At 64.4% G+C, this 26,790-nt stretch carries 24 protein-coding genes and 1 other RNA gene; 6 read left to right on the forward strand and 19 right to left on the reverse strand.

The window, feature by feature from the left end; genetic code table 11:
* Position 1: 1 nt before the first annotated feature.
* Genes ftsW through mraZ form a run of 9 tightly spaced genes read right to left on the reverse strand, consistent with a single transcriptional unit; the run spans position 2 to position 10,200 of the window.
* The gene (gene ftsW, locus GM909_RS08690) at positions 2-1,156 is read right to left on the reverse strand and encodes a putative lipid II flippase FtsW (RefSeq protein ID WP_157015870.1); all 1,155 of its coding nucleotides are present in this window, start codon (positions 1,154-1,156) and stop codon (positions 2-4) included.
* Entirely contained in the window at positions 1,156-2,556 is a 1,401-nt protein-coding gene (gene murD / locus GM909_RS08695) for a UDP-N-acetylmuramoyl-L-alanine--D-glutamate ligase (protein WP_157015872.1), read from the reverse strand. The genes ftsW and murD overlap by 1 nt, the downstream gene beginning before the upstream one ends.
* A gap of 6 nt (positions 2,557-2,562) precedes the next feature.
* Complete coding sequence (gene mraY, locus GM909_RS08700; RefSeq protein WP_157015874.1) at positions 2,563-3,645, reverse strand: phospho-N-acetylmuramoyl-pentapeptide-transferase; 1,083 nt, start codon at positions 3,643-3,645, stop codon at positions 2,563-2,565.
* A 28-nt stretch (positions 3,646-3,673) separates the two neighbouring features.
* Positions 3,674-5,107: a UDP-N-acetylmuramoylalanyl-D-glutamyl-2,6-diaminopimelate--D-alanyl-D-alanine ligase gene (locus tag GM909_RS08705; RefSeq protein ID WP_157015875.1), complete on the reverse strand. Its 1,434-nt coding sequence runs from the start codon at positions 5,105-5,107 to the stop codon at positions 3,674-3,676.
* Entirely contained in the window at positions 5,104-6,558 is a 1,455-nt protein-coding gene (locus tag GM909_RS08710) for a UDP-N-acetylmuramoyl-L-alanyl-D-glutamate--2,6-diaminopimelate ligase (RefSeq protein ID WP_157015877.1), read from the reverse strand. Before GM909_RS08710 ends, GM909_RS08705 begins: the two co-directional genes overlap by 4 nt.
* A 60-nt stretch (positions 6,559-6,618) precedes the next feature.
* A complete protein-coding gene (locus GM909_RS08715) occupies positions 6,619-8,340 on the reverse strand; it encodes a peptidoglycan D,D-transpeptidase FtsI family protein (protein ID WP_157015879.1) in 1,722 nt (573 codons plus the stop codon).
* The gene (gene ftsL, locus GM909_RS08720) at positions 8,337-8,714 is read right to left on the reverse strand and encodes a cell division protein FtsL (protein ID WP_235911764.1); all 378 of its coding nucleotides are present in this window, start codon (positions 8,712-8,714) and stop codon (positions 8,337-8,339) included. The genes GM909_RS08715 and ftsL overlap by 4 nt, the downstream gene beginning before the upstream one ends.
* 2 nt (positions 8,715-8,716) lie before the next feature.
* The gene (gene rsmH / locus GM909_RS08725; RefSeq protein ID WP_157015881.1) at positions 8,717-9,739 is read right to left on the reverse strand and encodes a 16S rRNA (cytosine(1402)-N(4))-methyltransferase RsmH; all 1,023 of its coding nucleotides are present in this window, start codon (positions 9,737-9,739) and stop codon (positions 8,717-8,719) included.
* Complete coding sequence (gene mraZ, locus GM909_RS08730) at positions 9,736-10,200, reverse strand: division/cell wall cluster transcriptional repressor MraZ (RefSeq protein ID WP_157015883.1); 465 nt, start codon at positions 10,198-10,200, stop codon at positions 9,736-9,738. The genes rsmH and mraZ overlap by 4 nt, the downstream gene beginning before the upstream one ends.
* Positions 10,201-10,600: 400 nt before the next feature.
* On the opposite strand from mraZ, the gene GM909_RS08735 reads away from it, so the two are divergent.
* Complete coding sequence (locus tag GM909_RS08735) at positions 10,601-11,713, forward strand: cystathionine gamma-lyase (RefSeq protein WP_157015885.1); 1,113 nt, start codon at positions 10,601-10,603, stop codon at positions 11,711-11,713.
* Between the two features lie 23 nt (positions 11,714-11,736).
* Here GM909_RS08735 and rnpB read toward each other — a convergent pair.
* From rnpB to GM909_RS08765, 6 genes are all read right to left on the reverse strand, one after another.
* Positions 11,737-12,184, reverse strand: an RNA gene (gene rnpB / locus GM909_RS08740) — RNase P RNA component class A.
* A 121-nt stretch (positions 12,185-12,305) separates the two neighbouring features.
* A complete protein-coding gene (locus GM909_RS08745; protein ID WP_407941266.1) occupies positions 12,306-12,797 on the reverse strand; it encodes a lytic transglycosylase domain-containing protein in 492 nt (163 codons plus the stop codon).
* 193 nt (positions 12,798-12,990) lie between these two features.
* Complete coding sequence (locus GM909_RS08750) at positions 12,991-13,755, reverse strand: N-acetylmuramoyl-L-alanine amidase (RefSeq protein ID WP_157015888.1); 765 nt, start codon at positions 13,753-13,755, stop codon at positions 12,991-12,993.
* On the reverse strand, positions 13,752-14,471 hold the full coding sequence (locus GM909_RS08755) for a J domain-containing protein (protein ID WP_157015890.1): 720 nt from the start codon (positions 14,469-14,471) through the stop codon (positions 13,752-13,754). The genes GM909_RS08750 and GM909_RS08755 overlap by 4 nt, the downstream gene beginning before the upstream one ends.
* 275 nt (positions 14,472-14,746) lie before the next feature.
* Complete coding sequence (locus GM909_RS08760) at positions 14,747-14,947, reverse strand: hypothetical protein (RefSeq protein WP_157015892.1); 201 nt, start codon at positions 14,945-14,947, stop codon at positions 14,747-14,749.
* A gap of 135 nt (positions 14,948-15,082) precedes the next feature.
* Positions 15,083-15,604, reverse strand: coding sequence for a winged helix DNA-binding protein (locus tag GM909_RS08765; protein WP_157015894.1), 522 nt, complete (start codon positions 15,602-15,604; stop codon positions 15,083-15,085).
* 111 nt (positions 15,605-15,715) lie between these two features.
* On the opposite strand from GM909_RS08765, the gene GM909_RS08770 reads away from it, so the two are divergent.
* A complete protein-coding gene (locus tag GM909_RS08770) occupies positions 15,716-19,366 on the forward strand; it encodes a hydantoinase B/oxoprolinase family protein (RefSeq protein WP_157015896.1) in 3,651 nt (1,216 codons plus the stop codon).
* Positions 19,367-19,372: 6 nt separating this feature from the next.
* On the opposite strand, the gene GM909_RS08775 is transcribed toward GM909_RS08770, so the two are convergent.
* From GM909_RS08775 to GM909_RS08785, 3 genes are all read right to left on the reverse strand, one after another.
* Positions 19,373-19,762 carry a cupin domain-containing protein gene (locus tag GM909_RS08775; RefSeq protein ID WP_157015898.1) on the reverse strand — a complete coding sequence of 130 codons (390 nt, stop codon included), beginning with the start codon at positions 19,760-19,762 and terminating at the stop codon, positions 19,373-19,375.
* A 195-nt stretch (positions 19,763-19,957) separates the two neighbouring features.
* Positions 19,958-20,434 carry an SRPBCC domain-containing protein gene (locus tag GM909_RS08780; RefSeq protein ID WP_157015900.1) on the reverse strand — a complete coding sequence of 159 codons (477 nt, stop codon included), beginning with the start codon at positions 20,432-20,434 and terminating at the stop codon, positions 19,958-19,960.
* Positions 20,431-20,769 (reverse strand): ArsR/SmtB family transcription factor, encoded by a 339-nt coding sequence (locus GM909_RS08785; RefSeq protein ID WP_157015902.1) that lies wholly within the window; start codon positions 20,767-20,769, stop codon positions 20,431-20,433. The genes GM909_RS08780 and GM909_RS08785 overlap by 4 nt, the downstream gene beginning before the upstream one ends.
* A 115-nt stretch (positions 20,770-20,884) precedes the next feature.
* On the opposite strand from GM909_RS08785, the gene GM909_RS08790 reads away from it, so the two are divergent.
* A complete protein-coding gene (locus GM909_RS08790; RefSeq protein WP_157015904.1) occupies positions 20,885-21,691 on the forward strand; it encodes an HAD-IIB family hydrolase in 807 nt (268 codons plus the stop codon).
* Positions 21,688-22,923: a glycosyltransferase family protein gene (locus GM909_RS08795; protein ID WP_157015906.1), complete on the forward strand. Its 1,236-nt coding sequence runs from the start codon at positions 21,688-21,690 to the stop codon at positions 22,921-22,923. The genes GM909_RS08790 and GM909_RS08795 overlap by 4 nt, the downstream gene beginning before the upstream one ends.
* Here the strand turns inward: GM909_RS08795 and GM909_RS08800 are convergent.
* Positions 22,915-24,690: a sugar phosphorylase gene (locus GM909_RS08800; protein ID WP_157015908.1), complete on the reverse strand. Its 1,776-nt coding sequence runs from the start codon at positions 24,688-24,690 to the stop codon at positions 22,915-22,917. The two genes, GM909_RS08795 and GM909_RS08800, sit on opposite strands and share 9 nt — an antisense overlap.
* A 176-nt stretch (positions 24,691-24,866) precedes the next feature.
* On the opposite strand from GM909_RS08800, the gene GM909_RS08805 reads away from it, so the two are divergent.
* Positions 24,867-26,114, forward strand: coding sequence for a DUF3419 family protein (locus GM909_RS08805; protein ID WP_157015910.1), 1,248 nt, complete (start codon positions 24,867-24,869; stop codon positions 26,112-26,114).
* Positions 26,111-26,770 carry a class I SAM-dependent methyltransferase gene (locus tag GM909_RS08810; RefSeq protein WP_157015912.1) on the forward strand — a complete coding sequence of 220 codons (660 nt, stop codon included), beginning with the start codon at positions 26,111-26,113 and terminating at the stop codon, positions 26,768-26,770. Before GM909_RS08805 ends, GM909_RS08810 begins: the two co-directional genes overlap by 4 nt.
* Positions 26,771-26,790 lie beyond the last annotated feature (20 nt).

Consider the following 26,790-nt stretch of genomic DNA (forward strand, 5'->3'; position numbering starts at 1 on the left):
CTCATTCCGCCGGCATGGTCCGCGTAGCGCCGAACAGGAAGCCGTCCGGCTTGCGGCGCACAGGCTTGCGCCTGGTCAGTGCCAGCACCATGCCCATCGACACCGCCATGGCGACGAGCGAGGAACCGCCATACGAAATGAACGGCAGCGTCATGCCCTTGGCCGGCAGGAGCTGCACGTTGACGCCTATATTGATGATCGACTGGAGGCCCATCAGAACGACGAGCCCGGCGATGGCATAGCGCGTAAAATCGTCCTCCTCGCGCAGTGCCGCCTTGAGGCCGCGCAGCACGATGAAGGCAAACAGCGCCACGATGAGAAAACACAGCGCGATGCCGAACTCCTCGGCGGCGACCGAGAAGATGAAGTCGGTGTGGCTGTCGGGCAGGATCCGCTTGACCGAGCCTTCGCCCGGTCCCTGTCCCCACCAGCCGCCGCGAATGATCGCCTCGCGGCCCATGTCGACCTGATAGGTGTCTCCCTCCCCGGTGATGAAGCGGTCGATGCGCTCGGCAACATGGGGAAAGAAGGAATAGGCGGCAAAGGCACCGGCGGCGCCGACCGCGCCGAGGGCGACGATCCACAGCCACGGCATGCCGGCCATGAAGAACATCACGCCCCATGTCCCCAGCACCAGCATGGTCTGGCCGAGATCGGGCTGCGCGACGAGCAACGCCAGGACGACGCCCAGCAGGATCATGGCGAACAGGTTGCCCGGGATCTCTGGCTGGCGGGCATGTTCGGAAAACAGCCAGGCGCAGATGATGACGAATGCCGGTTTCAGGAACTCCGAAGGCTGCACGGAAACACCGGCCAGCGAGACCCAGCGCCGCGCGCCCTTGACCTCGATGCCGAAGAACAATGCCGCCACCATCAGGACAAGCGAGCCCAGCAGCATCACCAGCGCCAGGCGGCGTATGTTGCGCGCCGACAGGAAGGATACGCCGATCATCACCGCCACGGCCGGCACCATGAAAACGATCTGCCGTTCGACGAAGTGGTAGCTGTCGAGGCCGATGCGCTCGGCAACTGCGGGGCTTGCGGCAAAGGACAGCACGACCCCCAGGCCCATCAGAGTCAGGAACGCGGCCAGGAACCATCGGTCGATGGTCCACCACCAGTTTGCCACATGGCCCCGGTCGACACGGCTCACCATCACTTCGTCCCCCTTGTTGGCTCCACCCCCGGCAAGGCGAATACGGCAGTGCGGAAGGCGTCGCCGCGCACCTCGAAATTGCGGAACTGATCGAAGCTCGCACAGGCCGGCGACAGAAGAACGACCGATTCAGCCGCCTCGTCGCTGGAGGCCTCCTCGGCGGCGTGGCGCACGGCTGCCTCGAGCGTGCCGGAGATCTCGTAAGGCACCGTTTCGCCGAGCGCGGCCGAAAAGGCCGGTGCCCCTTCGCCGATCAGGAAGGCCTTGGCGATGCGCGGGAAAAAGCCGCGCAAGGGCTCGATTCCGCCTTCCTTCGGCAACCCGCCGGCAATCCAGTAGATGCGCGAAAAGCTCGACAGGGCCGGTGCGGCGGCGTCGGCATTGGTCGCCTTGGAATCGTTGACGAAGATCACCCTGCCCTTGCGCCCGATCTGCTCCATGCGATGGGCCAGGCCCGGAAAGGTCGACAGTCCCTTTTGAATGTCGCGCGGGTCGAGGCCGACCGACAGGCAGACGGCGGCAGCGGCCAGGGCGTTCTGCGCATTGTGCTGGCCGCGCAGCGACGCAATCCCCTCCAACGAGGCGATGGGCGCGATCTTGCCCGAATGCGCGCGCATCAGGACCGGCCCATCGGCATAAAGCCCGTCCGTCTGCGCCAGCCGCTTGGAGATGCGTATGACCGAACGCCCGGTGCACTCCAGCCGCTCGGCGATCTGCGCGCTCCAGATGTCGTCGACGCCGATGATCGCGGTCTGGCTGCCGGCGACAAGGCGCTCCTTGATCGCAGCGTAGTGATGCATGGTTCCATGCCGGTCGAGATGGTCCGGCGTCAGGTTCAGCAAAACGCCGGCCGTCGGATCGATGGATGGAGCCAGGTCGATCTGGTAGGAGGAGCATTCCACCACATAATGGCGGTCCTTCTCGGGTGGGTCGAGCGTCATCACCGCCCGGCCGATATTGCCGCCCATCTGCACGTCGCGCCCCGCCGTCTCGAGGATATGGGCGGTCAATGCCGTGGTGGTCGACTTGCCGTTGGTGCCCGTTACCGCGATGAAAGGCGCCTCGGGCGCGAACCGATTGCGCTCGCGGGCGAAGAGCTCGACATCGCCGATAATCTCGACCGCGGCGGCGCGCGCCAGCTCGACGCTCCAATGCGGTTTGGGATGGGTGAGCGGGACGCCGGGCGAGAGCACGAACGAGGCGACATGCGTCCAGTCGATGTTGCGCAGGTCGGCGGTGACGATCCCCTCCCGGTCGGCTCGGGCCACGCTTTCGGGGTTATCGTCCCAGGCCGTAACCTCGGCGCCGCCTTCGATCAACGCGCGCGCCGTGGCGATGCCCGACCCGCCGAGCCCGAACAGTGCGACATGCTTGCCGTTGAATGTGTGTGCAGGAATCATCGCGGCCTATCGCAGCTTGAGGGTGGACAGGCCGATGAGGGCCAGGATGACGGCGATGATCCAGAAGCGGATGACGATCTGGCTCTCGGTCCAGCCCAGCTTCTCGAAATGATGGTGGATCGGCGCCATCAGGAAGACGCGCTTGCCGGTCATCTTGAAAACCGAGACCTGGATGATCACCGACAGCGCCTCCATGACGAACAGGCCGCCGATGATCGCCATGACGATCTCGTGCTTGGTCGCCACGGCAACCGTTCCCGTCAAGCCGCCGAGTGCCAGCGATCCGGTGTCGCCCATGAAGATCGCCGCCGGCGGCGCATTGAACCACAGGAAGCCCAGCCCGGCACCGATCACCGCGCCCAGGATCACGGCCAGTTCGCCGGTGCCCGGCACGAAATGGATCTGCAGATAGTCCGCGAAGATGGCGTTGCCCGACAGGTAGGCGATGACGCCGAAGGACGCGGCGGCGATCATGATCGGCACGATGGCAAGCCCGTCGAGCCCATCGGTCAGGTTGACCGCATTGCCGGCGCCGACGATCACGAAGGCCGCGAACGGCACGAAGAAGATGCCGAGATTGACGATCAGGTCCTTGATGAACGGGAAGGTGAGCGAGGAGGAGAACTGCGCCTGGCCGTTGCGCATGACGATCCACGCGGCCAGACCGGCGATGACGAACTCCAGCGCCAGCCGTATCTTGCCGGAAAAACCCCGGTCCGACTGCTTGGTCACCTTCAGATAGTCGTCGTAAAAGCCGATCGCACCGAACCCGACGGTCACCATCAGCACCACCCAGACATAGACGCTGGACAGATTGGCCCAGAGCAGGCTTGAAACGATTATCCCGGTGAGGATCATCAGGCCGCCCATCGTCGGCGTGCCGGCCTTCTTGAAATGCGTTTGCGGGCCGTCGGCGCGAATGGGCTGGCCGCGTCCCTGGCGCAGGCGCAGGGAATCGATGATCGTCTGCCCGAACATGAAGACGATGAGCGCCGAGGTGATCAACGCCCCGCCGGTCCGGAAGGTGATGTAGCGAAAGACGTTGAAGACGGCAATCTGGTCAGAGATGGCCACGAGCCAGGTCAGCATACCGGTTTCGGTTCCCTGTTCTTGTGTCTCATTGCGTTCCCGCCTGCGCGGCGGCGGCCGGAAACCGGTTCAACAATGCATCGACGATGCGCGAAAAGCCGAGCGTCAGCGACGCCTTGACCATGAGCGCATCGCCCGGCCTGACGTCGTTCACAACGAGCGGCCCAAGTTCGTCCGTGGTCGGGCGATACTCGACAGGCAGGCTTTCGGGCAGTTCGCCCGTCAACACCTTGATCTCCTCGCCGGCCAGGAAGACCTTGTCGATGCCCGCAGCATCAATCGCCTTGGCGAGCGCGGCGTGCAGCTTCGCCGAATGCGGGCCGAGCTCGCGCATGTCGCCAAGCACGGCGATGCGCCGGCCGTCGCCTTCCACCGGTGTCTGCGCCAGCAGGTCGAGCGCGACCTTCACCGAGGCCGGATTGGCGTTGTAGCTTTCGTCGATGAGCGTGAATGCGCCCTCGGGATGGCTGAGCACATGGCGCGCGCCCCGCCCGCGCACCGCGCGCAGACCCGCGAGAGCCTGCGTGGCGGCGTCCATGTCGGCGCCGACGAGATGAACCGCGCCGAGCGCCGCCAGCACGTTCTGCACCATGTGGCGACCCGGTGCGCCGACCCGCGCCCGGATCTCCTGGCCGGCGATCCGCACGGCGATCTCGGAATGATCCTCCGCCAGGGTGCATTTGACCAGCTTGATCTGGGCCCGCGAATGCTCGCCGAAGCCGACGATCTGCTTGATGCCGGCCTCCTTGGCCTGCTTGTCGAGCACCCGCCAGCGCTGATCGTCGCGGTTGATCAGCGCAAAGCCGTCCTCGACCACGCCCTCGAAGATCTCGGCCTTGGCGCGCGCGATCTCGTCGAGCGACTGGAAATGGCCGAGATGCGCCGGAGCGATGAGCGTGACGATGGCCAGATGCGGCCTGGCCAGGCGGGTCAGCGGCCGGATCTCGCCGGCATGGTTCATGCCGATCTCGATGACGGCGAAATCGCAATCGGCCGGCATGCGCGCCAGCGTCAGCGGCACGCCCCAATGATTGTTGAACGAACGGTCGGCGGCGTGCACGCGGCCTGAGCCCGACAATACGAGCCGCAGAACCTCCTTGGTGGTGGTCTTGCCTGCCGATCCGGTGACCGCGATCACCTTGGCCGCGCTGCGCGCCCGCGCCGCCGCCGCAAGCTTCTCCATCGCCTTGAGCACGTCTTCGACGACGATCATCGGCGTCGCCAGGCGCCCGAGCGCCGGCAGCATGCCCTCGGCGATCACCAGAAGACTGGCCCCGGCGGCGCTCGCCGCGGTGGCAAAGTCGTGACCGTCGAAGCGGTCTCCCTTGATGGCGAAAAAAGCGTCGCCCGGCTGCAGGCTGCGCGAATCGATCGATATGCCCGACACGCCCTCCGGCAGACGCCCGACCGGACGGCCGCCCATCGCCGTGGTCATCGTCTGGCTGGTCCACAGATGGCTCATGCCGCCTGCTCCGACAGCGCAGCGCGCACCTCCGCATGATCGGAAAACGGCAAGGTCACGTCCCCGGTCGTCTGTCCCTCTTCATGTCCCTTTCCGGCAACGATCAACGTGTCGCCGGCTCGCGTCATGGCCACGGCCTCGCGGATGGCGCGGCGGCGGTCTCCGATTTCGATCGCACCGGGCGCGGCCGCCAGGATTGCCGCACGGATCGCCGCCGGTTCCTCCGAGCGCGGATTGTCGTCGGTGACGATCACCACATCGGCCAGTCTGGCGGCGATCTCGCCCATGATCGGCCGCTTGCCGCGGTCGCGGTCGCCGCCGCAGCCGAAGACGACCAGAACCCGGCCCGTGGTAAAGGGGCGCACCGATTTCAGCACATTCTCGAGCGCATCGGGCTTGTGCGCATAATCGACATAGACCGGCGTGCCCTCGGCGGTGGCACCGACCCGTTCGAGGCGACCGGATGCCCCCTTCAGATGCTCGAGTGCATGGATGGCATCGCCGGCCGGCGTTCCCGTGGCGATCGCAAGTCCCGCCGCCACCAGAGCGTTGGAGATCTGGAAATCGCCCGCAAGCGGCACCATGATCTCGTGGATCGCGCCGTCGGCGACGATCTCGGCACGCTGGCGGCTGCGTTCGTGCTCGACCCGGTTGAGATGCAGGAAGCGGCCGCCGCGACCGACCGTCAGAACATCCAATCCGGCGCCGCGCGCCGCATCGATGGTCGGCTGCGACCATGGATCGTCGGCGAAGACCACGGCCGGCGCACCCTTCGGCAGGAGCGCATCGAACAGCCGCATCTTGGCCGCGTGGTAATCTTCGACCGTCGCATGATAGTCCATATGGTCGCGGCCGAGATTGGTGAAGGCGCCGGCAGCCAGCCGCACGCCGTCGAGCCGGCGCTGATCGAGGCCATGGCTCGAGGCTTCCATTGCCGCATGCGTGACGCCGGCATCGGCCAGTTCGGCAAGCAGAGCGTGCAAGACCACGGGATCCGGCGTCGTCAGCGCGCCGTAATCGTTGCGGCCGGGCGCCGTCACGCCGGTCGTCCCGATGCTCGCCGCCTGGCGGCCCGTTTGCTCCCAGATCTGGCGCACGAAGGAAGCCACGGACGTCTTGCCGCTGGTGCCGGTAACGGCGACCATGCATTCGGGCTGGCGTCCGTAAAAACGGGCGGCGGCAAGCGCCAGCGTCCGGCGCGCGTCGCGGACCCGAAACACCGGTACGCCAAGCCCTTCAGCCGAGGACCCTTCATCGGCCACGACAGCCACGGCGCCACGCGAAACGGCCTCGGCGGCAAAAGCCATCCCGTCCGTCTTGCTGCCGCGCAACGCGGCAAAGATGTACCCGGGTTCGACCTTTCTGGAATCCGACGTCATGCCGGTAACGACCATGTCCCCTTCGACCGTGCGGTCCATGGGCAGGATATCGGCTAGGTCGTTCAGTCTCATACTCGTCCTGTTCTCACCCTCGCGAATCGAGCCCCTGGCCGCGCCCGTCGCAGAATCATATCAATTCGAGACGAGCAAAGCTTCGCTTTCATGGCCGAATTCTGGCTTCACGCCAAGAAGGGGAGCCGCACGGCTGATGATATTGCGCACAGTTGGGGCGGCATTCAGGCCGGCGGTCGCTCCGATTCCCTCTCTTTCGGGCTTCGGCTCGTCGATGACGACCAGCACGACATATTCCGGCTTGTCGGCCGGAAAGGCCGCCAGGAAGGCGTTGAAACGCTTGTTGTGCACGTAACGGCCATTGACCACCTTTTCGGCCGTGCCCGTCTTGCCGCCGACGAAGTAGCCCGGCACGGCGGCGCGCCGGCCCGAACCCTTCTCGACGTTGAGCCGGAAGAGATAGCGCATCGCGGCACTGGTGCTTTCCTTGAGCACACGGACCGACTTCTCGGCCGCGTCCTCTTGCGTACGCGTGAGGAAGGTCGGCTGGATCAGGTGTCCGCCATTGACGACTGCGGCGGCCGACATCGCCGTCTGCAGCGGCGTCGTGGCCACACCGTGTCCGAAGGAGATCGTGATCGAGTTGATCTTCTTCCACTCAGCCGGTTCGGTCGGCGTCGCCACCTCGGGCAGTTCCGTATGCATGCGGGTGAGCAGGCCGATACGCTTGAGAAACGCGCGATGGCCCTCGATGCCCACCGTATCCGCCATCTTGGCCGTGCCGATATTGGACGAGTAGATGAAGATCTCCGGCACCGTCAGCCAGCGCCCCTTGCCGTGAAAGTCGCGGATGGTGTAGCGCGCGATCCGGATCGGCCGCGTCGCATCGAACTTGTCGTCCATGCTCACGAGGCCGGAATCGAGCGCCATGGCCGTGGTGAAGCTCTTGAACGTCGATCCCATCTCGTAGACGCCGGCGCTCATGCGGTTGAGACGGTCCTTCTCCAGCGCGTTATAGGGATTGTTGGGATCGAAGTCGGGCATCGAGGCCATGGCCATCACCTCGCCGGTGCGCGCATTCAAGACGACGCCGCCGGCGGCGAGAGCCTTGTAGCGTTCCATCGCGCCCGACAGTTCGTCATGCAGGACGTGCTGGACCCTCAGATCAATCGACAACCGCACCGGCTCCAGCTCGGAATCGGACGCCAGGCCCACTTCGCGCAGATCCGCATAGCCCTGGTCGTCGACCCACTTCTCCATCCCGGCAATGCCCTGATTGTCGATATTGACCAGGCCGAGAATGTGCGCCGCCGTCGCCCCGCCGGGATAGAAGCGCTTCTTCTCCGGCCGGAAGCCGATGCCCGGAATGCCGAGCTGCATGATTTCGTTCTGCTGTTTGGGCGTGATCTCGCGTTTCAGCCAGGCAAAGCCGCTGCCGCTCTTGAGCTTGCGATAGGTCTGCTCGTAATCGAGCGAAGGCAGAACGGTCGACAACAGTTCTACTGCCTCGTCGGCGTCGACGATCCGCCGCGGCTCGGCAAACAGCGAGGCCGACTTGATGTCGGTGGCCAGAACCAGGCCGTTGCGGTCGACGATGTCGGGCCGCGAGGCCAGCACGCGGTCGGCGCCGGGATACCGGCTTTCCTCCACATCCTGCAGGCCGAGATAGGCGAGACGACCGCTGATCGTGCCGTAAATGGCGAAGAAGACGGCCATCGTCATGACGACCCGGTTGCGTGCCCGCCCTCCGGTGGCCTTTCGAGCGCCCTCCATCACGATGTCGTTGCCGGCCCCGTCCCGGCCTTTCGATCTGCCGCCCAGGCGGCGAAGCCAGCCGATCATCGCGTCGTGCTCCCGGTAATGATGCCACGATCCGTACCGCGCTCCTCGGTCCGGGCGATCGCCTCGCCGTCCGGCGGTTCAATCTGCGGCGGCTTGTTCGGTATGTCGTCGATATCGACGATCCGTTCCGCCTCGATCGGCTCCAGCTCGAGCTGCTCCTGGTAGGCATTGGCGAGTTTCTGCAGCCTCGAAGGCTGGGTCAGCAGGCTCCAGTCGGCCTCCAGGAGGTCGATCGTCTCCTCCTCGAGCTGGATCTGCTTTTGCAGCTTGCGCACCGCGGTCAATTGGTCCTCGGCCTCATGCTTGGTCTTGTAGGTAAACGCTGCGGCCGAGACCATGACCGCGATCAATACGATGTCTGTGGTGCGAAACACGTCTAGCGCCTCTCCGCCGCGATGTTGACTTCGGGCAACCGCGGCAGCCCGAAGATGGAATGATCCTGCTCGCCCGCCGGCGCTGCAGTGCGCGTCGCCGCGCGCAGCTTGGCCGAACGCGCCCGCGGGTTGGCCGCAGCCTCGCCATCGCTGGCCGCGACAACCTTGTCGGCCTTGTCGAATGTGGCGATGCGCGTCTGCTTTTCCGGCAGATGCCGCGAGCCGCCGGTACCGCCCGCCCGATCGACGAAGAACCGCTTGACCATGCGGTCTTCCAGCGAGTGAAAGGTGACCACCACCAGCCGTCCGCCCGGCTTGAGCACATGCTCGGCGGCAAAAAGGGCCCGCCCCAATTCGCCCAACTCGTCATTGACGAAGATGCGCAGCGCCTGAAAACACCGCGTAGCGGGATGGATCTTGTCTTTCGGCCCGCGTCCGACCGTCGCCTCGATGGCGTCCGCCAGATCGAGCGTGCGCAGAAAAGGCCTTGCCTCGCGCCGGCGCTCGATCATGCGCGCAATGCGGCCGGCATGGCGCTCTTCACCCAGCAGGCCGAAGATTCGCGTGAGATCGCTCGATTTGAAGCTGTTGACGACGTCGGCCGCGCTCATCCCGCGCTTATCCATGCGCATGTCGAGCGGCCCATCATGGCGGAAGGAAAAACCGCGCTCGGCCTGGTCGAGCTGCATCGAGGATACGCCGATATCGAGGACGACGGCATCGACAGGATCGTCCGCATAGCTGTCGAGGTTCGAGAATGCCCCCTCGACGAGCCGCAGTCTGCCGCCAGATTGCGCCTCCATCGCACGCCCCGCCGCGATGGCATCGGGATCACGATCGACGGCGACGACATTCGCGCCCGCATCGATCAGCGCCTGCGAATAGCCGCCGGCGCCGAACGTTCCGTCGATGATCGTCATGCCTCCGCGGGGCGCAACCGCAGCCAGCACCTCCTTCAACAGGACCGGAATGTGACGGGCCGGTCCGCCACCGGCGCTGCCCATCTCACCGGGGCCCGCCATCATTCCGCCCCTCCGGCCGCCTGGCCCGCTGCGGCCTGCCGCATCTTCAAGAGCCGCGCCCTCACCTGCTCGCCATGGGCGCGCAGTCTTTCCGGCTCCCAGATCTGGAAAAAATGCCCGCGGCCGACGAAAGCCACCTGCGAGGTAATGCCGGTATGCTCGCGCAAGAAATCGGTCACGCCGATGCGCCCATCCTGGTCGAGCTTCAAAAGTGCCCCGTCGCCATAAAGGAAGAACGACATGTCGTCGGCCGTCTGCATGAACGGATCTTCCTGGGCGATGCGCTGCTCGTAACGATCCAGCAGATCCGGCCCGCCGACGTCGAGCGCCGGCTCCGCCAGGGCACGCAGCGCATACAGTTCCGTATATCCGCGCTTCTGCACGATCGCACGAAAATGGGCCGGAACGGAGACGCGCCCCTTGGCGTCGATCCTGTTCACCGCGTTTGACAGAAATCTGTCCATTGCCCGCTGCGCTCGCCATGCCCCGTTTCAATGCCGCTTCCGCGACCCTTTCGCGTTCCGGCGCGATCCGGCTCGGCCATGAATGACGCCATGCACGCGGCCGTCGCGGCTGCAGGCATCGACGCTCGCTCACCCGAACAAATACGAATACTGGATCACGTTTATGGGATATCATGGGCCATCATGGGCGTCAACGGGAACTCACTCCACTAGCATCAATCGACATGGGCCGGGTCCGCAGCAAATCGATTTCTGAACCGTTTATGGATCATTAAGCCTAATGAAGGGTTTAGATCGGAATCTTCGCCCATCCCGATCGGCCGCTTGCGCGGGATTTGCCTTGCCGCTACCGTTTCGCGGTCAGCGATCAACGCCAGCCCGAAACGCCGAGACGACCCAAATGACCGAAACACCTGAGGAGCGTGCCGCCGCCCTGCCCCATCTGCGCCGGGGGCGATTGAAAAAGGGCGATCCCGTGCCCCTGCCGCTCACCATGGCGTCGATCTATCACCTGCCGGGCGACCCGGCCGGTTTCAGCCAGTACGGGCGTTTCGACAATCAGACCTGGGAGGCGACCGAAGAGCTTCTCGCTCATCTCGAAGACGCCGAAGCCGTCGCCTTCCCTTCGGGCATGGCCGCGATCACGGCCGTCTTCCTGTCGGTCCTGAAGTCCGGCGACCGCCTGCTTCTGCCGACGGACGGCTATTACACGCCGCGCGTTTTCGCCGAGCGGTTCCTGAACGGGCTCGGCATAACCGTCGAAACGCGGCCGACGGCGGAATTCCTGGAAGGCGGTTTCGCCGGCTATCGCATGGTTTTCGTCGAAACGCCGTCCAATCCGGGGCTCGCCCTGTGCGATCTCGAGAAAGTGGCCCGCGAGGCCCATGCGGCCGGCGCCCTCGTGGTTGCCGACAACACCACGATGACACCCTACGGCCAGCGTCCCCTCGATCTGGGTGCCGACATGGTGGTCGCCGCCGACACCAAGGCGACGAACGGCCATTCCGACGCATTGTTCGGCCATGTCGCGAGCCGTGACCCGGCGCTGATCGCGTCGGTGCGCGAATGGCGCACGCTGTCGGGCGCCATTCCAGGCCCGTTCGAGGCCTGGCTGGTGCATCGCGGACTGGAGACCCTCGAGGTCCGCTTCGAACGCATGTGCAACTCGGCCGAAACGATCGCCGAGCGGCTTGCCGGCCATCCGGCCGTCGCGGCCGTGTCCTTTCCCGGACTGCCGCACCACCCGCAGCACGAACTGGCGCGCCGGCAGATGCTGTGCTGCGGCTTTCTGATCGGCCTGACGCTTGCCTCTGCCGAGAACGCGGAGCGTTTCATCGACACATGCAGCCTCATCCAGCCGGCAACGTCCTTCGGCGGCGTGCACAGCTCGGCCGAACGACGCGCGCGCTGGGGCGACGCCGTGGCGCCGGGCTTCGTGCGCATGTCGGTCGGCTGCGAGCCGGTCGAGGAACTGTGGAAGGCGATGTCCGCCGCTCTCGACGCTCTCGTGTGAGGGCGCCTCGACGCGCTCGAAAAGATGCCAGCCGGCCTGTAAGCCGGGTTCTGTATGGCCCCGCCGTCGTGTGACGGCGGAACGTGGCGGCCATTCCTCTGGGACGGGAATTGCTTCCCGCCTCGTGCAACCTACCCGGATGGCTGGACCGGAAACTGTCCGGGAGTTGCCTCCCGCGCCATCCCTATTCGGTCTTGCTCCCGGTGGGGCTTGCCGTGCCGCTCCTGTCGCCAGTCGCGCGGTGGGCTCTTACCCCACCCTTTCACCCTTACCCCGCCGGTAAATCGGCCCGTAATCATGGCCGGGCCGCTGCAATGGGGCCGATTTACAGGCGGGGCGGTCTGCTCTCTGTGGCGCTTTCCCTGGGGTCGCCCCCGCCGACATTTCGCCGGCACCGTGTTTCCATGGAGCCCGGACTTTCCTCGCGGACAACCTTTCGGTTCCCATCCGCGCGGCCGCCCGGCCAGCTGGCATTGATGCATAAAGGGTCTTGCGCCGGGAATTGCAACCCCAAACACGCCGAAGCGGTCCGCACATCGCCATCCGCCGCTGCGGCCCGGAAGCCGCATGACTTCCGGGTGCCGGTCTTGCGTCAGTTGCCGAGAATGCGCTTGACCTTGGCGCAATAGGCGGAGGAAATCTTGTTCATCCGCTTGGCACCGTGACCGGCATTGTATTTCAGGATGGTCCCGCAAGTCGAACCGCCGCCCAGCTTATGCGCCTGGGCGAGGTATTTCATGCCGTACCTTATGTTCGTCTCGGGATCGAAAAGCGCCTTGACCGACCCGCTATAGCCCATCATGCGGGCCGTGGCCGGCTTGATCTGCATCAGACCAACCTCGCCGGCACTGCCGCGCACATTGGGTCGGAAGTTGCTTTCGACATGAACCACGGCATTCGCCAATTGCACCGGAACGCCGTAGTTCTTGGCATAGCGTGCGATAAGATCGGAATAGTTTTTGCCCTCCTTCGAGCCGATCTTGGCGAGCGATGCCGGATTGGTTGGATGATGATTGCTTTCTGCGTGTGCTCCAAAACTCGTCATGCCTGCAGCCACTGCCGCTGCAAGTACCGTCAGTTTCATCATGCTTGGATGCTTCTCTTTTCGTTGTTGCCCCGCCTACGGGAATCGTGGTTTTTGTGAAGGTGCGAAGCACAGGAAACGGCTCCGCGATTGGACGGAACAGGCAGGTGACCGGCGAATGCGAGGCATTCATGTCGGCAACGGTCACGATTTCTTAAAGAAGATTACAGGCGTTCGAGACTGCCCGAGGACTTCAGCCCGTCTGTACCGGCAAGGCTGACAACAGGCGATGCAGCGTCTCGATGGTCGAGGCATCCGCCACGCCGTCGACGCGCGCCGGCCGGAAATGGCGCTGGAAGGCGTCCACCGCCGCCCGCGTCATCGCATCGAATTGGCCCGTTATTTCAACATTGTATCCGTAGATCGCGAGCATCGACTGGAGCGCCTCGATCGGCTGGCCGCGATCGCCGAGCGTCAAGAAACGCCCGCCGCTGACAGTGGACGGCTCGACCCAATGGCCAAGTCCGGCAGCATGCAGAACACGCCAGGGGAACTTCTCGCCAGGGTCGATCTTGCGGCCCGGTGCAACGTCCGAGTGCGCCAGAATGCGCTCCGGCGCGACGGCATGCCGCGCCGAAATTCCGGCGCACAGGCCGATCACCGCCTCGATTTGGGCGTCCGGGAAGACGGGATAGCCGAGAAAATGGCCGGGATTGACAACCTCCACGCCAACCGAATGCGAGTTGATGTCGCTCACGCCCTTCCATGAACTGCGCCCGGCATGCCAGGCGCGGTCGCTTTCGCGCACCATCTGCACGATGCGGCCGTCCTCGTGCACGATGTAATGCGACGAGACCTGGCTTGTGGGGTCGCACAGCCACGCTTCGGCACCCTCGCCGTTCTCCATGCCCGTATAATGAAGAACGATCATGTCGGGTGCCGTCGGGCCGGCGCGCGGTCCGAAATTCGGCGATACCCTGATCTCTGCGCCCGGATGGTCGGCCGCAAAGCCCGTCATGCGTTCTCTCGTTGCCGCTCGATCTGCTCGAATGCCGCGTTGATCGTCGCCAGCCGCTCATTGGCGATGGCGATGAATTCCTCGGGCACGCCGCGCGCAATCAACCGGTCGGGATGGTTTTCCTTGACCAGGCGGCGATAATGCAACCGGATCTCGTCATACGGCTCGTCGCGCTCCACGCCCAGGATGGCGTAAGGGTCCGCCTTGCCGGGGATGGCGTGGCGGGCGAGAATGCGCTCGAACCCGGCCTCGTCTATCTCGAAGATCTCCGCCACGCGGTGCAGGAACGCCACCTCCCGCTCGTGGATCAGTCCATCGGCCTTGGCGATATGGAACAGCCCGTCGAGGATATCGGTTAGCATGGCGCAATTCGGCCGACCGGACCCGCACAGCCTGGCCAGCCGGTCGGCATAGGCCTCGAAACCCGCCGTGTCCGACATTGCGAGCTTGTAGAGACGGCCGACATTGCGCTCCTCTTCGCGCGGAACGGCAAAGATCTGGCGGAACGCACGCACTTCGTCCTGCGTCACTACACCATCGGCCTTCGCCATTTTTGCCGAGAGCGCGATCATGGCGATCGAGAACGCAACGCGCCGGCGCAGTTCCGGATCGCCGGCAAATGCCGTACGCACGGCGTCTATAATGTCGCCGACACCGGTTACGGCGCTGGTCGACATCCGTGAGACGAAATCACCAAGGCGGATCCAAATCGACATACGCCCTGTCTAATAGCTATTCCAATGAATTGCGAGCATATCTGATCCCCGGGCGAAGGGTGAAACGCGATCAGCCTTGCCGAGAAACGTGGCCGCCCGCCAAATCTTGCCTTTACGGCAAATGGCCGACGCAAACGTCCCTTCGCGCTGCAGCCGCGCCGGCTCCAGCGCCGTCAATCAAGCCGGGACCGCCCGAATCGGCCGATCGACACGAGCCGATCCGGTTGCACAATGGTTGGGGCGGACCGGATCACCGGCCGCCCCGGTCCATGGATTTACTGCGCGGCCGGCTCTTCGGCCGGCATATCCGGCGATGCGCTCGGCTCTTCGGTTGCGCCGGTTGCAGGCTGTTCAGCAGGCGCCGCCGCATCTGGCTGTGTGCTCTGTGTCGTCGTGGTGTCTGTGCTGGTGTCGCTGCACGCAGCAAGACCCAACAACGCAATGGCGGATGCGGATGCGAGAATAAGCTTTTTCATTTGTCTCTCCTTTGCGGTCTTGCCCGGCTCAGCCAGGCACCACGCGAAACAAATGATTTGCACCGCCACCGAGTTTCGTCACGTCTGGAATCGCCGCGTTACAATCCGTCAGGCGGCGGCATCCAGGGGCAGCGATCACAGGCTCGCAGCACTTCTGGCCGCTTGATCATACTGACCCGAAAGCGCCCGCATCAGCGCCGCGATCTGGCTGACCTGCCCGTCCTCGAAACCAAGCGCCCTGACGCTCGACACAAGCAGTTCCTCGCGCACTTCGCGGTAACGCCGGCAGGCCTCGGCTCCGGCTTGGGTCACCTGCACTGTCTTTTCCTTGCCGCGACGACCCGTTTCTATCAGCCCGGCGCTCTCGAGCTTCTTGAGCGCGTAGGCCACGACATGCGTGTCCTCGATGTTGAGCATCATGCACAGATCCGAAAGCGTCTTTTCGCGCCCGCGGTGATTGCTCGAATGCAGGATCTGCACGTCGAGCGGTCCGAGCCCGGAAATGCCCGCCGCCCCCATGCAGCGCACCATCCAGCGCTGGAATGCATTGTTGAGGACATTGATGGCATACTCCATTTCCGACAGCGCCGGCATGCCGCCATCGGCGAGATGGGCAGCGGAGACGACTGGGCCGATCGCCTTGTCAGATTCAGGCATGTCCACAACCTCACACTTACATTTTATCTACAAAATGTTGACGTTTTCTCGTAAATTGACTTATAAAACATACGCGCCAAATGTCCAAGAGACGTGTCAGGGAGAGGGTTTATGAGCCAACGGTGGGATTTCTGGATCGATCGCGGCGGCACGTTCACCGACATTATCGGCCGTGATCCCGAAGGCAATCTGCACCCGCGCAAGCTGCTGTCGGAAAACCCGGAAGCCTATCGCGACGCCGCCGTGCAGGGCATTCGTGACCTGCTGGGCGTTGCGCCCAGCGACCCTGTGCCCTCGCACCAGATCGGCGACGTCAAGATGGGCACCACGGTGGCCACCAACGCACTCCTGGAACGCAAGGGCGACCGCGTCCTGCTTCTCATCACCAAGGGGTTCCGCGACGCGCTGAAAATCGCCTACCAGGCGCGGCCCGACATCTTCGCCAAGGAAATCATCCTGCCCGAACAGCTCTATGAGCACGTGATCGAGGTGGACGAGCGCGTCCGCGCCGACGGGCAGGTCGAGACCGTGCCGGATTTCGAGGCCGTCGAGGACGAGATCGCACAGGCGAAGCGCGACGGCATCGACGCCGTGGCGATCGTCTTCATGCATTCCTGGAACACGCCGGATCACGAGGTCATGGCGGCGAGCCTGTGCAACCGCATCGGCTTTTCGCAGATCTCGGTCAGTCACCAGATTTCACCGCTGATCAAGCTCGTCGGGCGCGGCGACACGACGGTGGTCGACGCCTATCTCTCGCCGATCCTGTCGCGCTACGTGCAGCAGGTGGCAAGCGAATTGGGCGCGGAGCCGGTCACTGCCGGCGATGACGGCGAACGTGGCGAAGGCCCCCGCCTCATGTTCATGATGTCGTCGGGCGGGCTGACGGCGGCCGACATGTTCCAGGGCAAGGACGCGCTGCTGTCCGGCCCGGCCGGCGGCGTCGTCGGCATGGTCGAGACGGCGCGGCTGGCCGGTTTCGAGCAGTCGATCGGTTTCGACATGGGCGGCACCTCGACCGACGTGACGCATTATGACGGCGAATATGAGCGCGCCTTCGACACCGAGGTCGCCGGCGTGCGGGTGCGCGCACCGATGATGCGCATCCACACCGTCGCCGCCGGCGGCGGCTCGATCCTGCATTTCGAGGCCGACCGCTTCCGCGTCGGACCTGATTCGGCCGGTGCCAATCCGGGACCGGCCTGCTACCGGCGCGGCGGCCCGCTCGCCGTCACCGACGCCAATGTCATGCTCGGCAAGCTGCAGCCCGATTTCTTCCCCGCCATTTTCGGCCCCAACCAGGACGAAGGCCTGGATGCTGATGCCGTACGGCAGAAATTCGAGGCGATGGCGGCCGATATCGGCGACGGGCGCAGCGCCGAAGCGGTCGCCGAAGGCTTCATCACCATCGCCGTGGAAAACATGGCCAATGCCATCAAGAAGATCTCGGTCCAGCGCGGCCACGACGTGACGCGCTATCTTCTCAACAGCTTTGGCGGCGCTGGCGGGCAGCATGCCTGCCTGGTGGCCGACTCGCTGGGCATGGAATCGGTGCTGATCCATCCCTTCTCGGGCCTGCTTTCAGCCTATGGCATCGGGCTCGCCGCCGTCTTCGCCTCGCGCCAGCAGGCGCTCTTGAAGCCGCTTGCCGAGGGGTCCATGGACGAGATCCGCCTGACCACGCAGGCGCTGAGAAAATCGGTCTTCAAGGAACTGACCGACCAGGGCATTGCCGAGGACGAGATCGCGTGGCGGCCGGTGCTGCAGGTGCGCTATGACGGCACCGACACGGCGCTGCCGGTCGATTTCGAGGCTTTTTCAATTGCCGAGGCCGTCGCCCAGTTCGAGGCCGCCCACAAGGCGCAGTTCGGTTTCGTCTATGACGACAAGCCGATGATCGTCGAGGCAATCAGCGTCGAGGGCATCGACACGCGCAACCTCGGCCGCGACGAGCACGATGCCGATGTGAACGAGCAGGCCGCCGAAGCCGCCGAGACACGCCAGATATTCTGCGAGGGCGCGTGGCACGACGCCGGTGTCTACCGGCGCGAGACCCTGTCGCCCGGGGCTCGCATTTCCGGCCCGGCGCTTGTCATCGAAAGCCACCAGACGATCGTGGTCGAACCCGGCTGGCAGGCCGAGATCACCGCCAAGAACCATGTGCTTCTGCGCCGCGTCGAGCGAAAGAAGCACGCCGCCGCCATCGGCACCGAGGCCGATCCGGTGATGCTGGAGGTGTTCAACAACCTCTTCATGTCGATCGCCGAGCAGATGGGCGTGACGCTGCAGAACACCGCCTATTCGGTCAACATCAAGGAGCGGCTCGACTTCTCCTGCGCCGTCTTCGACAGGAACGGCGCGCTGGTCGCCAACGCGCCGCACATGCCGGTGCATCTCGGTTCCATGGACCGCTCGGTCGAGACGATCATCCGCTTGAACGAGGGCGACATCCGTCCCGGCGACGTCTTCGCGCTCAACGCACCCTATAATGGCGGCACGCATCTGCCCGACATAACGGTGGTGACGCCGGTCTTCGACGATGCCGGCAAGGAGATTCTTTTCTACGCCGCCTCGCGAGGCCATCACGCCGATGTCGGCGGCACGGCGCCGGGCTCCATGACGCCGCTGGCCACGACGGTCGACGAGGAAGGCGTGCTGTTCGATAATTTCCGCATCGTCGAACGCGGCCGCTTCCGCGAAAAGGAGCTCGAGGAACTCCTTACCGACCACCCCTACCCGGCGCGCAATCCGCACCAGAACATCGCCGATCTGAAGGCGCAGATCGCGGCCAACGAAAAGGGCGTCGCCGAGCTGCGCAAGATGGTCGTCCATTTCGGCCTCGACGTGGTCAACGCCTATATGGGCCACGTGCAGGACAACGCCGCCGAAAGCGTGCGGCGGGTGCTCGAGCGGCTGCCCGACGTGTCGGAATACGAGTATCCGACCGATACCGGGCAGGTCATCAAGGTGAAGATCACCGTCGACCGCGACAAGCGCGAGGCGACAGTCGACTTCACCGGCACCTCGCCGGTCATGAAGAACAATTTCAACGCGCCGGAACCGGTCGCGCGCGCCGCCGTGCTCTATGCCTTCCGGGTCATGGTCGAGGGCCAGATCCCGATGAATGCAGGCTGCCTGCGCCCCGTCAACATCATCATCCCGGAAGGCTGCATGCTGCGGCCGTCCTATCCGGCCGCCGTCGTGGCCGGCAATGTCGAGACCTCGCAGCACGTCACCAACGCCATGTTCGGCGCCATGGGCGCGCTCGCCAATGCCCAGGGCACGATGAACAATCTGACCTTCGGCAACGAGACCTATCAGTATTACGAGACGATCTGCTCGGGTTCTCCGGCCGGGCGCATGAACGACGGGGCCGGGTTCAACGGCACGTCGGGCGTCCACACGCACATGACCAATTCCAGGCTCACCGACCCGGAGGTGCTGGAACTGCGCTTCCCCGTCCTGCTCGAGGATTTCCACATCCGCGAGAAATCGGGCGGTCAGGGAAAATGGAACGCCGGAAACGGCACGCGCCGCACCGTCCGCTTCCTGGAGAAGATGGAATGCGCCATCCTGTCCTCCCACCGCACGCATCCGCCGCGCGGCCTGGAGGGCGGCGGCGACGGCAAGGTCGGCAAAACCGAGGTGCGCCGCCTCGACGGCAGTATCGAGACGCTAAAGGCCTGCGACCAGACGGTGCTGGAGGCGGGCGAGGCCGTCATCGTGACGACCCCGACGGCAGGTGGCTTCGGGAGAGGTTGAGGCGCCTTACTCCAGATTGGTCTGGATCCAGCGCGGCGAGAGGTGGATGTCGAGGGTCTGCAGCCGTCCGGGGCCCAGATTGACGAAACGATGCGGTACGCCGGCGGGCCCGAGCACGGTCTCGCCGGCGTCGGCATCGATCACTTCGTCCCCGACGAAGAAGCGCGCGCGCCCCTGCTGGACGACGAAGACCTCGTCATAGGGGTGGACGTGCAGAACCGGACCGATTCCCGGTTCGTCATTGCCGTAGGTGAGAACCGTAACCTGGGTGGCCAATGTCTCGCCGTTCACCGAGCCGCGATGGGGCCCGGGAACCGTGCCGTCGAACAGCCGGGCCTTGGCCGGCGGGCGACCATCCGGCGTCACGGTCGCAGGATCGAAATCATAGCGGGACATCCAGACCTCCAGAGGCCAGAAACGAAAACCGGCTCTCGGGGGCCGATCCGCAGCGAATGTAATCGAAACGATCGGCAGGGGAAGCCGTCCTTGAGCCATTCCGAAAGCCGAAGCGAAGTGTAGGGCCACGCGGGATCCATTCCGGAACACCGCGCCGAAAGACCGTTCCACGGAGCCGGCTTTCCCTGCGCTTCGTCACCCAAGCTTGGCAGCCATTCGCTCCAGCCGCGCATAGCTCGCCTCCATTCCGTGTTCCATCCCGCTCGCCAGCATGGCCGCACGCGCCTCGACATCCGGCAGAGTCATGCGCATTGTCATAAGAGTGCCCTGCCCGTCAGGCTCGAACCTGGTCTCGACATGATTGTCCGGTGTGGGGTCTGGCAGATGCATGCGCTCCATATGTACGATACGGCTGAAAGGCTCGAGTTCGACATATTCGCCGGTGAGATAGAACCCCCCGCCCTTGCCGTCGGACCATTCGCAGCGGATGCGGCCGCCCGGTCTGGCCTCGCTGATGCACACCGGCATCGTCCAACCTTCCGGCCCAAGCATCCACTTCTGCATCAGTTCCGGCTCGATGTGGGCGCGATAGACCGCCTCTGGTGGCGCAGCGAAGCGTCGGGTTACGATGACATGACGTTCGCCCTCCTTCGTTAGTGTCAGCTTGCTCATGACCTCTCCTTTCCTTCCCAATCGTGCTGCATTGCAGCCAGAACGCCGTCCAGCCGGTCGTAGTTGCGCGCCAGGGCCTCGCGCAGCATGTTCAGCCACTGGTCGATCTCGGCGATCGCCCCGGGTGCCAGTCGGCACGGCCGCTTCGTCCCGTCCACCCGGCGTATGATCAGACCAGCCGCCGCCAACACTTTGAGATGCCGGGAGACTGCCGGTTGCGTCATCTCGAAGGGCCTCGCCAGTTCCATCACCGTCGCCTCCCCCTGCGCCAGACGGGCAAGGATCGCGCGTCGCGTCGGATCGGAAAGAGCCGAGAAGGCTGCATCCAGCTTCATATCAAGTACATTCCAGTTATATAACATCTGACTGGTGTCAAGCAGGCGAAACCGGTCGCGCGGGCCCCTCCTGCCAAGTTGCCAATCGCGCCTCCAGCCGTCTAAACCAGACGGGATGATTGTCTTTACCGATCTCGACGGCACGCTGCTCGACCATGACACCTATGGTTTTGAAGCGGCACGTCCGGCGCTGGCGCAACTCGCGGCCCATGGCGTGCCGCTCGTTCCGGCGAGCAGCAAGACTGCGGCGGAAATCATGGAACTGCGCAAGGAACTGGCACTGGACACGCCGGCCATCGTCGAGAACGGCGGCGGCATCGATTGGCCCTCGGGAAGCAAGATGGTGCCGCGGGCCGACGACCACGCCGCCATCCGCGCCTGCCTGGACACACTCCCTCCCGACCTGCGTGTGCTGTTTCATGGCTTCGGCGACATGGACCTTACCGAGATTGCCGCACTGACCGGGCTCGACCTCGAAGGTGCCCGTCGCGCCACTGACCGCCAATATTCGGAGCCCGGACTGTTCCGGGGCAATGAAGACGAGCGCGCGATCTTTATCGACCATCTCGCCGGGGCCGGTTTTCACGCCCTTCAGGGCGGACGTTTCCTCACCGTCTCGCGCGGCACCAGCAAAGCCCAGCATATGGGGCAATTGCGCAATGCGCTGCAGGAACGGCTCGACCGCCACCTGTCGCCTGTCGTGGCGCTGGGCGACGCCGAAAACGACCGTGCGATGCTCGAAGCCGCCGACATTGCCGTGATCGTCGCCAATCCCGCCCATGCGCCGCTCGGCCCTCTGGACGGCGAGGACGAGAAGACCGTCATGCGCACGCGCCTCCCCGGACCACAGGGATGGAACCAGGCGGTTCTTGAGATATTGCGCAACCATGTGGGCGCCAAAGCACAGGGGATGCAGCCATGAGCGACTTTCACCAGACCGGCGCGATCACGACGCTGCATAATCTGACCCGCCGCCCTGTCGACGCGCTGGAAGCGGAACTCGCGGCATACGCCCAGACCCGGCCGATCACGCTCATCTTGCCGTCGCTCTATTCGGAGCTTGAGGGCGAGGCGCTGCCGCAGATACTGCAGCATCTGGCCGGCATCCCCTATCTGTCGCAGATCATTATCGGTCTCGATCGGGCCGACCGCGACCAGTTCGAGCACGCCCGTGAGTTCTTTTCCGTGATGCCGCAGAACCATCGCATCCTGTGGAATGACGGCCCGCGCTTGCGCGCCATCGACGAAAAGCTCGCCGAGGCCGGACTGGCGCCCACCGAGCCGGGCAAGGGCCGCAATGTCTGGTACTGCCTCGGCTATGCGCTCGCCGCCCAGAAGGCCGACGTAGTCGCCACCCACGACTGCGATATTGTCACCTATTCGCGCGACCTCCTGGCCCGGCTCGTCTATCCGGTGGCCAACCCGGCCTTTCGCTACGTCTTTTCCAAGGGCTATTATTCCCGCGTCGCCAACGACACGATCAACGGTCGCGTCTGCCGGCTGCTCGTCACGCCATTGCTTCACGCCCTCAACATGACGGTCGGCCAGCACAATTACATCGACTACCTGTCCTCTTTCCGCTACCCGCTTTCGGGCGAGTTCGCCATGCGGGTCAGCGTCGTGCCGGATATCCGCATTCCCACTGACTGGGGCCTGGAAATCGGGGTGCTTTCGGAAATGCGCCGCAACGTCAACGCGCGTGCCATCTGCCAGGTCGATATCGCCGACAATTACGACCACAAGCACCAGGATCTATCGGCCGACGACAGCACCCAGGGCCTGTCGCGCATGTCGGTCGATATCACCAAGGCGATCTTCCGCAAGCTTGCCACCGAAGGCGTCATCTTCTCCGCCGGCACTTTGCGCAGCGTCAAGGCGACCTATTTCCGCGCCGCGCTCGATTTGATCGAAAGCTACCATGCCGACGCCATCATGAACGGGCTGACGCTCGACCGGCACAAGGAGGAACAGGCCGTCGAGCTGTTTGCCGCAAACATCACCGCCGCCGGCGAGGTTTTTTTGGAGAACCCCTCCGAAACGCCCTTCATCCCCAACTGGCGACGCGTCAATGCCGCCTTCCCCGGCCTGCTCGCCGAGCTCGCCGCCGCGGTGGAAAAGGACAGCCTCGACGGAGGGCTGCCCGCCTCAGGCTGACCGGCGCGGCCGCTTCGGCCGGTTGGTGATCCAGGCGCATTGATAAGGCTCCAGCACCAGCTGGCCCGCCTCGACGTCGAGCGGCCGGCCTTCGAGCAGTTCGACCCATTGTTCGCCCGCGATCATGTTGAGCGTGACGAGGGCAAGCGGCTGCGGCTTGGTCGTCACATTGTGGATGGCGAAGATCGACTGCTCGCGGTCGAGGCTTTGCCGCCACAGGCCGAAAAACGCCGGGCCGAGCTGCAGCGTGTATTGCGTCGCGTTCGGATGGAATGCCGGTTGGCTGGTGCGGATGCGGATGCGCCTGAGCATCTCGCCAAGCACCCGCGACTGCACGCTTTCCGGGTCGCTCAACAGCTCTTCCAGCGCCGGATAATCCCACTGATGGCGGTTGATCGAGCGGCTATACCCCATGCGCGCCACCCGTTCGTGATCGTTCGGCGTGGCGAGCAGGCTGTGGATGTAGAAGGCGGGGATACCCTCCAGCGCCATCATCACCGTCTGCGAGCAGATGAAGCGCTCGAACTGCAGCCCGTCCTCGCCGTCTTGCGCCGTCCCCTTGAGCGCATCGAACAGCGCGACGTTGATTTCGTAGGGGCGTTCGGTTCCCTCGGCCGTCGAGCGCATGGAAACGCGACCGCCGAAGCCGCGCACCGTGTCGATCATCTCGGCAATCGCGGCATCGTCGAGATAGCCTTCGGCCGGCCTCAGTCCGATGCCGTCATGCGAGGCCAGGAAATTGAAGAAGAAGCAGCCGAGCGGCGCCGGCGGCATGCGCATCTGCCAGGCATTGAGCAGGCTCGCGTCGCCATAGAGCAGCGCGTGCAGCATCAGCGGCGGAAAGGAGAAATTATAGACCGCATGCGCCTCGTTGCGGTTACCGAAATAGGACAGGTTCTCGAAATTCGGGACGTTCGTCTCGGTGATCAGCACCAGCGGCTCGGCGGCATAGTCGGCCAGCGTGCGCATCAGCCGGACGATCTCATGCGTACGCGGATGATGGATGCAAGGCGTTCCGATCTCCTTCCAGATGAAGGCCACGGCATCGAGCCGGATGGTGCGCACGCCGCGGTCGATGTGGAACCGCATGATGCGAATGAACTCGCTCAACAGGTCCGGATTGGCGAAATCGACGTCGATCTGATCATGGCTGAAGGTGCACCAGACATGCCTTTCGCCCGATGGCGTCTCGACGGCGCGCAAAAGCGGAAACGGACGCGGGCGCACCACGGCGCTCAGATCGGCATTCGGATCTGCAGTGACGAAATAGGACCACCCCGGCTCCTGATCCTGCAGGAACTGGGTGAACCAGGCGCTTGAGCTCGAAACATGGTTGAGCACGAGATCGGCCATCAGGCGGTAGTCGGCGCCGAGCCGTGACAGATGATCCCACGATCCGAGGTCGCTGTTGACCTTCAGATAGTCGACGACGGCGAAACCGTCATCCGACGTCCATGGGAAGAACGGCAGCACATGGAGCGAGCTGATGGCGTCCTTCAGATGCTCGTTCATGAAATGATGCAGCAGGGTGAGCGGCGGATGCACCCCGTCGATCAGCGAATTGCCATAGGTGATCAGCACCGAATCGCGTTCGCTCCAGGGCGGAGCGCTGGCGCGGCGCGCCTTGGGCCGGATCTGTTCCGCCTTCGGCCAGAAGGCTTCCAGCACCTTTTGCGACAGCGCCTCGGCGTCACGGTCGGGATAGATGAAGGCCAGGTGCGCCTTCACCTTGCGAGAGAGCTGCGACGGGTAAACCGTTTCGGACATTGGTCGATTTCAGCCCATCGCAGTGCAACATGCAAGTCGCCCGCCGAAATCGCCCGGACGAATTCAGCACAATTCGCCGACCATGCAAGGCAATGCGCCGGCAAAGTGTCATTGCATTGTCATTGCAGGCGACTAGCGGCTTTGAAACCTCTTCGAGCGTGGGAGCCAGCGCCGCCATGACCGACCTTTCCGCCGACATTGCCCTGACCGGGCGCCGCCGCATCTCCAATGCCGTCTATCAGAACCGGGCTCTGTCCATGGCCGGCCTGTCGGAACGGCTCTTTGCCCTTCTCTTCTCCGGTCTCGTCTACCCGCAAATCTGGGAGGACCCCGATGTCGACATGGAGGCGATGGCGCTCGCGCCCGGCCATCGCGTCGTCACCATCGCATCCGGCGGCTGCAACATGCTGGCCTATCTCACGCGCTCGCCGGCCTCGATCAACGTCGTCGATCTCAACCGGGCCCATGTGGCGCTCAACAGGCTGAAGCTCACCGCCTTCCAGCGCCTGCCGTCGCATCGCGACCTTTTCCGCTTCTTCGGCAGTGCCGGCAATACGCAGAACGATCAGGCCTACGCGCTCTTCATCGCGCCGCATCTCGACGCTGAAAGCCGCCGCTACTGGGAAGGCCGCGACTGGCGCGGACGCCGGCGCATCTCCGCCTTTTCGCGCAATTTCTACCACACCGGCCTGCTCGGCTTCTTCATTGCCGCCGGCCACCGCGTTGCAAAGCTCTATGGCATCGACCCGCAGGACATGCTGAAGGCGCGCAATCCGCGAGAGCAGCGGGTGTTCTTCCAGGACCAGCTCGCCCCCCTCTTCGACCGGCCGCTGGTCCGCCGGGCGACCTCCAGAAAGGCCTCGCTGTTCGGCCTCGGCATTCCGCCGGCCCAGTATGATTGCCTGATCACCGCCGGCAACGGCACGATGGCCGACGTGCTCAGGAGCCGGCTCGAGCGGCTCGCCTGCCACTTTTCCCTGAAGGACAATTATTTCGCCTGGCAGGCCTTTGCTCGGCGCTATCCCGAACCGGGCGAAGCCACCCTTCCCGCCTATCTGGAGGAGGAGCACTTCGCCGCCATCCGCGACAATTCCAAACGCGTGCGAGTGCACCATGCAAATTTCGTCGAGCTTTTGCAGAAGAAGCCGGCCGGCTCGCTTGATCGTTACGTGCTGCTCGACGCCCAGGACTGGATGAGCGACGACCAGCTCAACGCGCTGTGGGCGCAGATCACCCGCACGGCGGCGCCGGGGGCCCGCGTCATCTTCCGCACCGCCGCCCAGCCGAGCCTGCTGCCCGGACGCGTCTCGCCGGCGATCCTCGAGCGATGGGCCTACGAGGAGGACGCCTCGCGCGAGTTCGGCGCGCGCGACCGGTCGGCGATCTATGGCGGCTTCCATCTCTATGTGAAGGCAGCGCAATGACGGTCGGCACAGAGGCGCGCGACCATGCCGCGCTGATGGACGGCGTCTATCGGGTTCAGCGCCATTTCTACGACCTGACGCGCAAACACTACCTGCTCGGCCGCGACTGGATGATCGCGGGCCTCGACGTGCCGCCGGGCGGCAGCGTGCTGGAGCTCGGCTGCGGCACCGGACGCAACCTGGTTCTGGCCGCCCGGCGCTACCCACAGGCGCAGTTCTTCGGTCTCGACATTTCTTCGCAAATGCTGGACACGGCGCGCCGGTCTCTGGCCGCAAATACGCCCTTCGCACAGGTCACGCTGGCATGCGGCGATGCGACGGAATTCGATGCAAAAGCGCTCTTCGGCCGCGCGCAATTCGACCGCATCTTCATCTCCTACGCATTGTCGATGATTCCGGGCTGGGAGCGCAGCCTTGCGCTGTCCATCAACGCCTTGGCACCTGGCGGCTCCCTCCACATCGTCGATTTCGGCGGTCAGGAAGACTTGCCCGGCTGGTTCCGGCGCGCCTTGCGGATCTGGCTGAAGCGCTTCCATGTGACACCGCGTGATTCATTGCGCGAAGTGCTGGAATCGGAATGCGAAAGAACGGGTGCAAGCCTCGAATTCGAAAGCCTTTTTCGTGGCTATGCCGTGCACGCCATTATAAGCCGATAAGGCGATCCCCCTGCCCCGTC

The organism is Mesorhizobium xinjiangense, assembly GCF_009749525.1.
GTDB classification, from domain to species: Bacteria; Pseudomonadota; Alphaproteobacteria; order Rhizobiales; family Rhizobiaceae; genus Mangrovimarina; species Mangrovimarina xinjiangensis.

Coding starts and splice junctions, on each gene's coding strand:
- ftsW (WP_157015870.1), bottom strand. CDS start 1,156: ATGGTGAGCCGTGTCGACCGGGGCCATGTGGCAAACTGGTGGTGGACC.
- murD (WP_157015872.1), bottom strand. CDS start 2,556: ATGATTCCTGCACACACATTCAACGGCAAGCATGTCGCACTGTTCGGG.
- mraY (WP_157015874.1), bottom strand. CDS start 3,645: ATGCTGACCTGGCTCGTGGCCATCTCTGACCAGATTGCCGTCTTCAAC.
- GM909_RS08705 (WP_157015875.1), bottom strand. CDS start 5,107: ATGAGCCATCTGTGGACCAGCCAGACGATGACCACGGCGATGGGCGGC.
- GM909_RS08710 (WP_157015877.1), bottom strand. CDS start 6,558: ATGAGACTGAACGACCTAGCCGATATCCTGCCCATGGACCGCACGGTC.
- GM909_RS08715 (WP_157015879.1), bottom strand. CDS start 8,340: ATGATCGGCTGGCTTCGCCGCCTGGGCGGCAGATCGAAAGGCCGGGAC.
- rsmH (WP_157015881.1), bottom strand. CDS start 9,739: ATGATGGCGGGCCCCGGTGAGATGGGCAGCGCCGGTGGCGGACCGGCC.
- mraZ (WP_157015883.1), bottom strand. CDS start 10,200: ATGGACAGATTTCTGTCAAACGCGGTGAACAGGATCGACGCCAAGGGG.
- GM909_RS08735 (WP_157015885.1), top strand. CDS start 10,601: ATGACCGAAACACCTGAGGAGCGTGCCGCCGCCCTGCCCCATCTGCGC.
- GM909_RS08745 (WP_407941266.1), bottom strand. CDS start 12,797: ATGAAACTGACGGTACTTGCAGCGGCAGTGGCTGCAGGCATGACGAGT.
- GM909_RS08750 (WP_157015888.1), bottom strand. CDS start 13,755: ATGACGGGCTTTGCGGCCGACCATCCGGGCGCAGAGATCAGGGTATCG.
- GM909_RS08755 (WP_157015890.1), bottom strand. CDS start 14,471: ATGTCGATTTGGATCCGCCTTGGTGATTTCGTCTCACGGATGTCGACC.
- GM909_RS08760 (WP_157015892.1), bottom strand. CDS start 14,947: ATGAAAAAGCTTATTCTCGCATCCGCATCCGCCATTGCGTTGTTGGGT.
- GM909_RS08765 (WP_157015894.1), bottom strand. CDS start 15,604: ATGCCTGAATCTGACAAGGCGATCGGCCCAGTCGTCTCCGCTGCCCAT.
- GM909_RS08770 (WP_157015896.1), top strand. CDS start 15,716: ATGAGCCAACGGTGGGATTTCTGGATCGATCGCGGCGGCACGTTCACC.
- GM909_RS08775 (WP_157015898.1), bottom strand. CDS start 19,762: ATGTCCCGCTATGATTTCGATCCTGCGACCGTGACGCCGGATGGTCGC.
- GM909_RS08780 (WP_157015900.1), bottom strand. CDS start 20,434: ATGAGCAAGCTGACACTAACGAAGGAGGGCGAACGTCATGTCATCGTA.
- GM909_RS08785 (WP_157015902.1), bottom strand. CDS start 20,769: ATGAAGCTGGATGCAGCCTTCTCGGCTCTTTCCGATCCGACGCGACGC.
- GM909_RS08790 (WP_157015904.1), top strand. CDS start 20,885: ATGATTGTCTTTACCGATCTCGACGGCACGCTGCTCGACCATGACACC.
- GM909_RS08795 (WP_157015906.1), top strand. CDS start 21,688: ATGAGCGACTTTCACCAGACCGGCGCGATCACGACGCTGCATAATCTG.
- GM909_RS08800 (WP_157015908.1), bottom strand. CDS start 24,690: ATGTCCGAAACGGTTTACCCGTCGCAGCTCTCTCGCAAGGTGAAGGCG.
- GM909_RS08805 (WP_157015910.1), top strand. CDS start 24,867: ATGACCGACCTTTCCGCCGACATTGCCCTGACCGGGCGCCGCCGCATC.
- GM909_RS08810 (WP_157015912.1), top strand. CDS start 26,111: ATGACGGTCGGCACAGAGGCGCGCGACCATGCCGCGCTGATGGACGGC.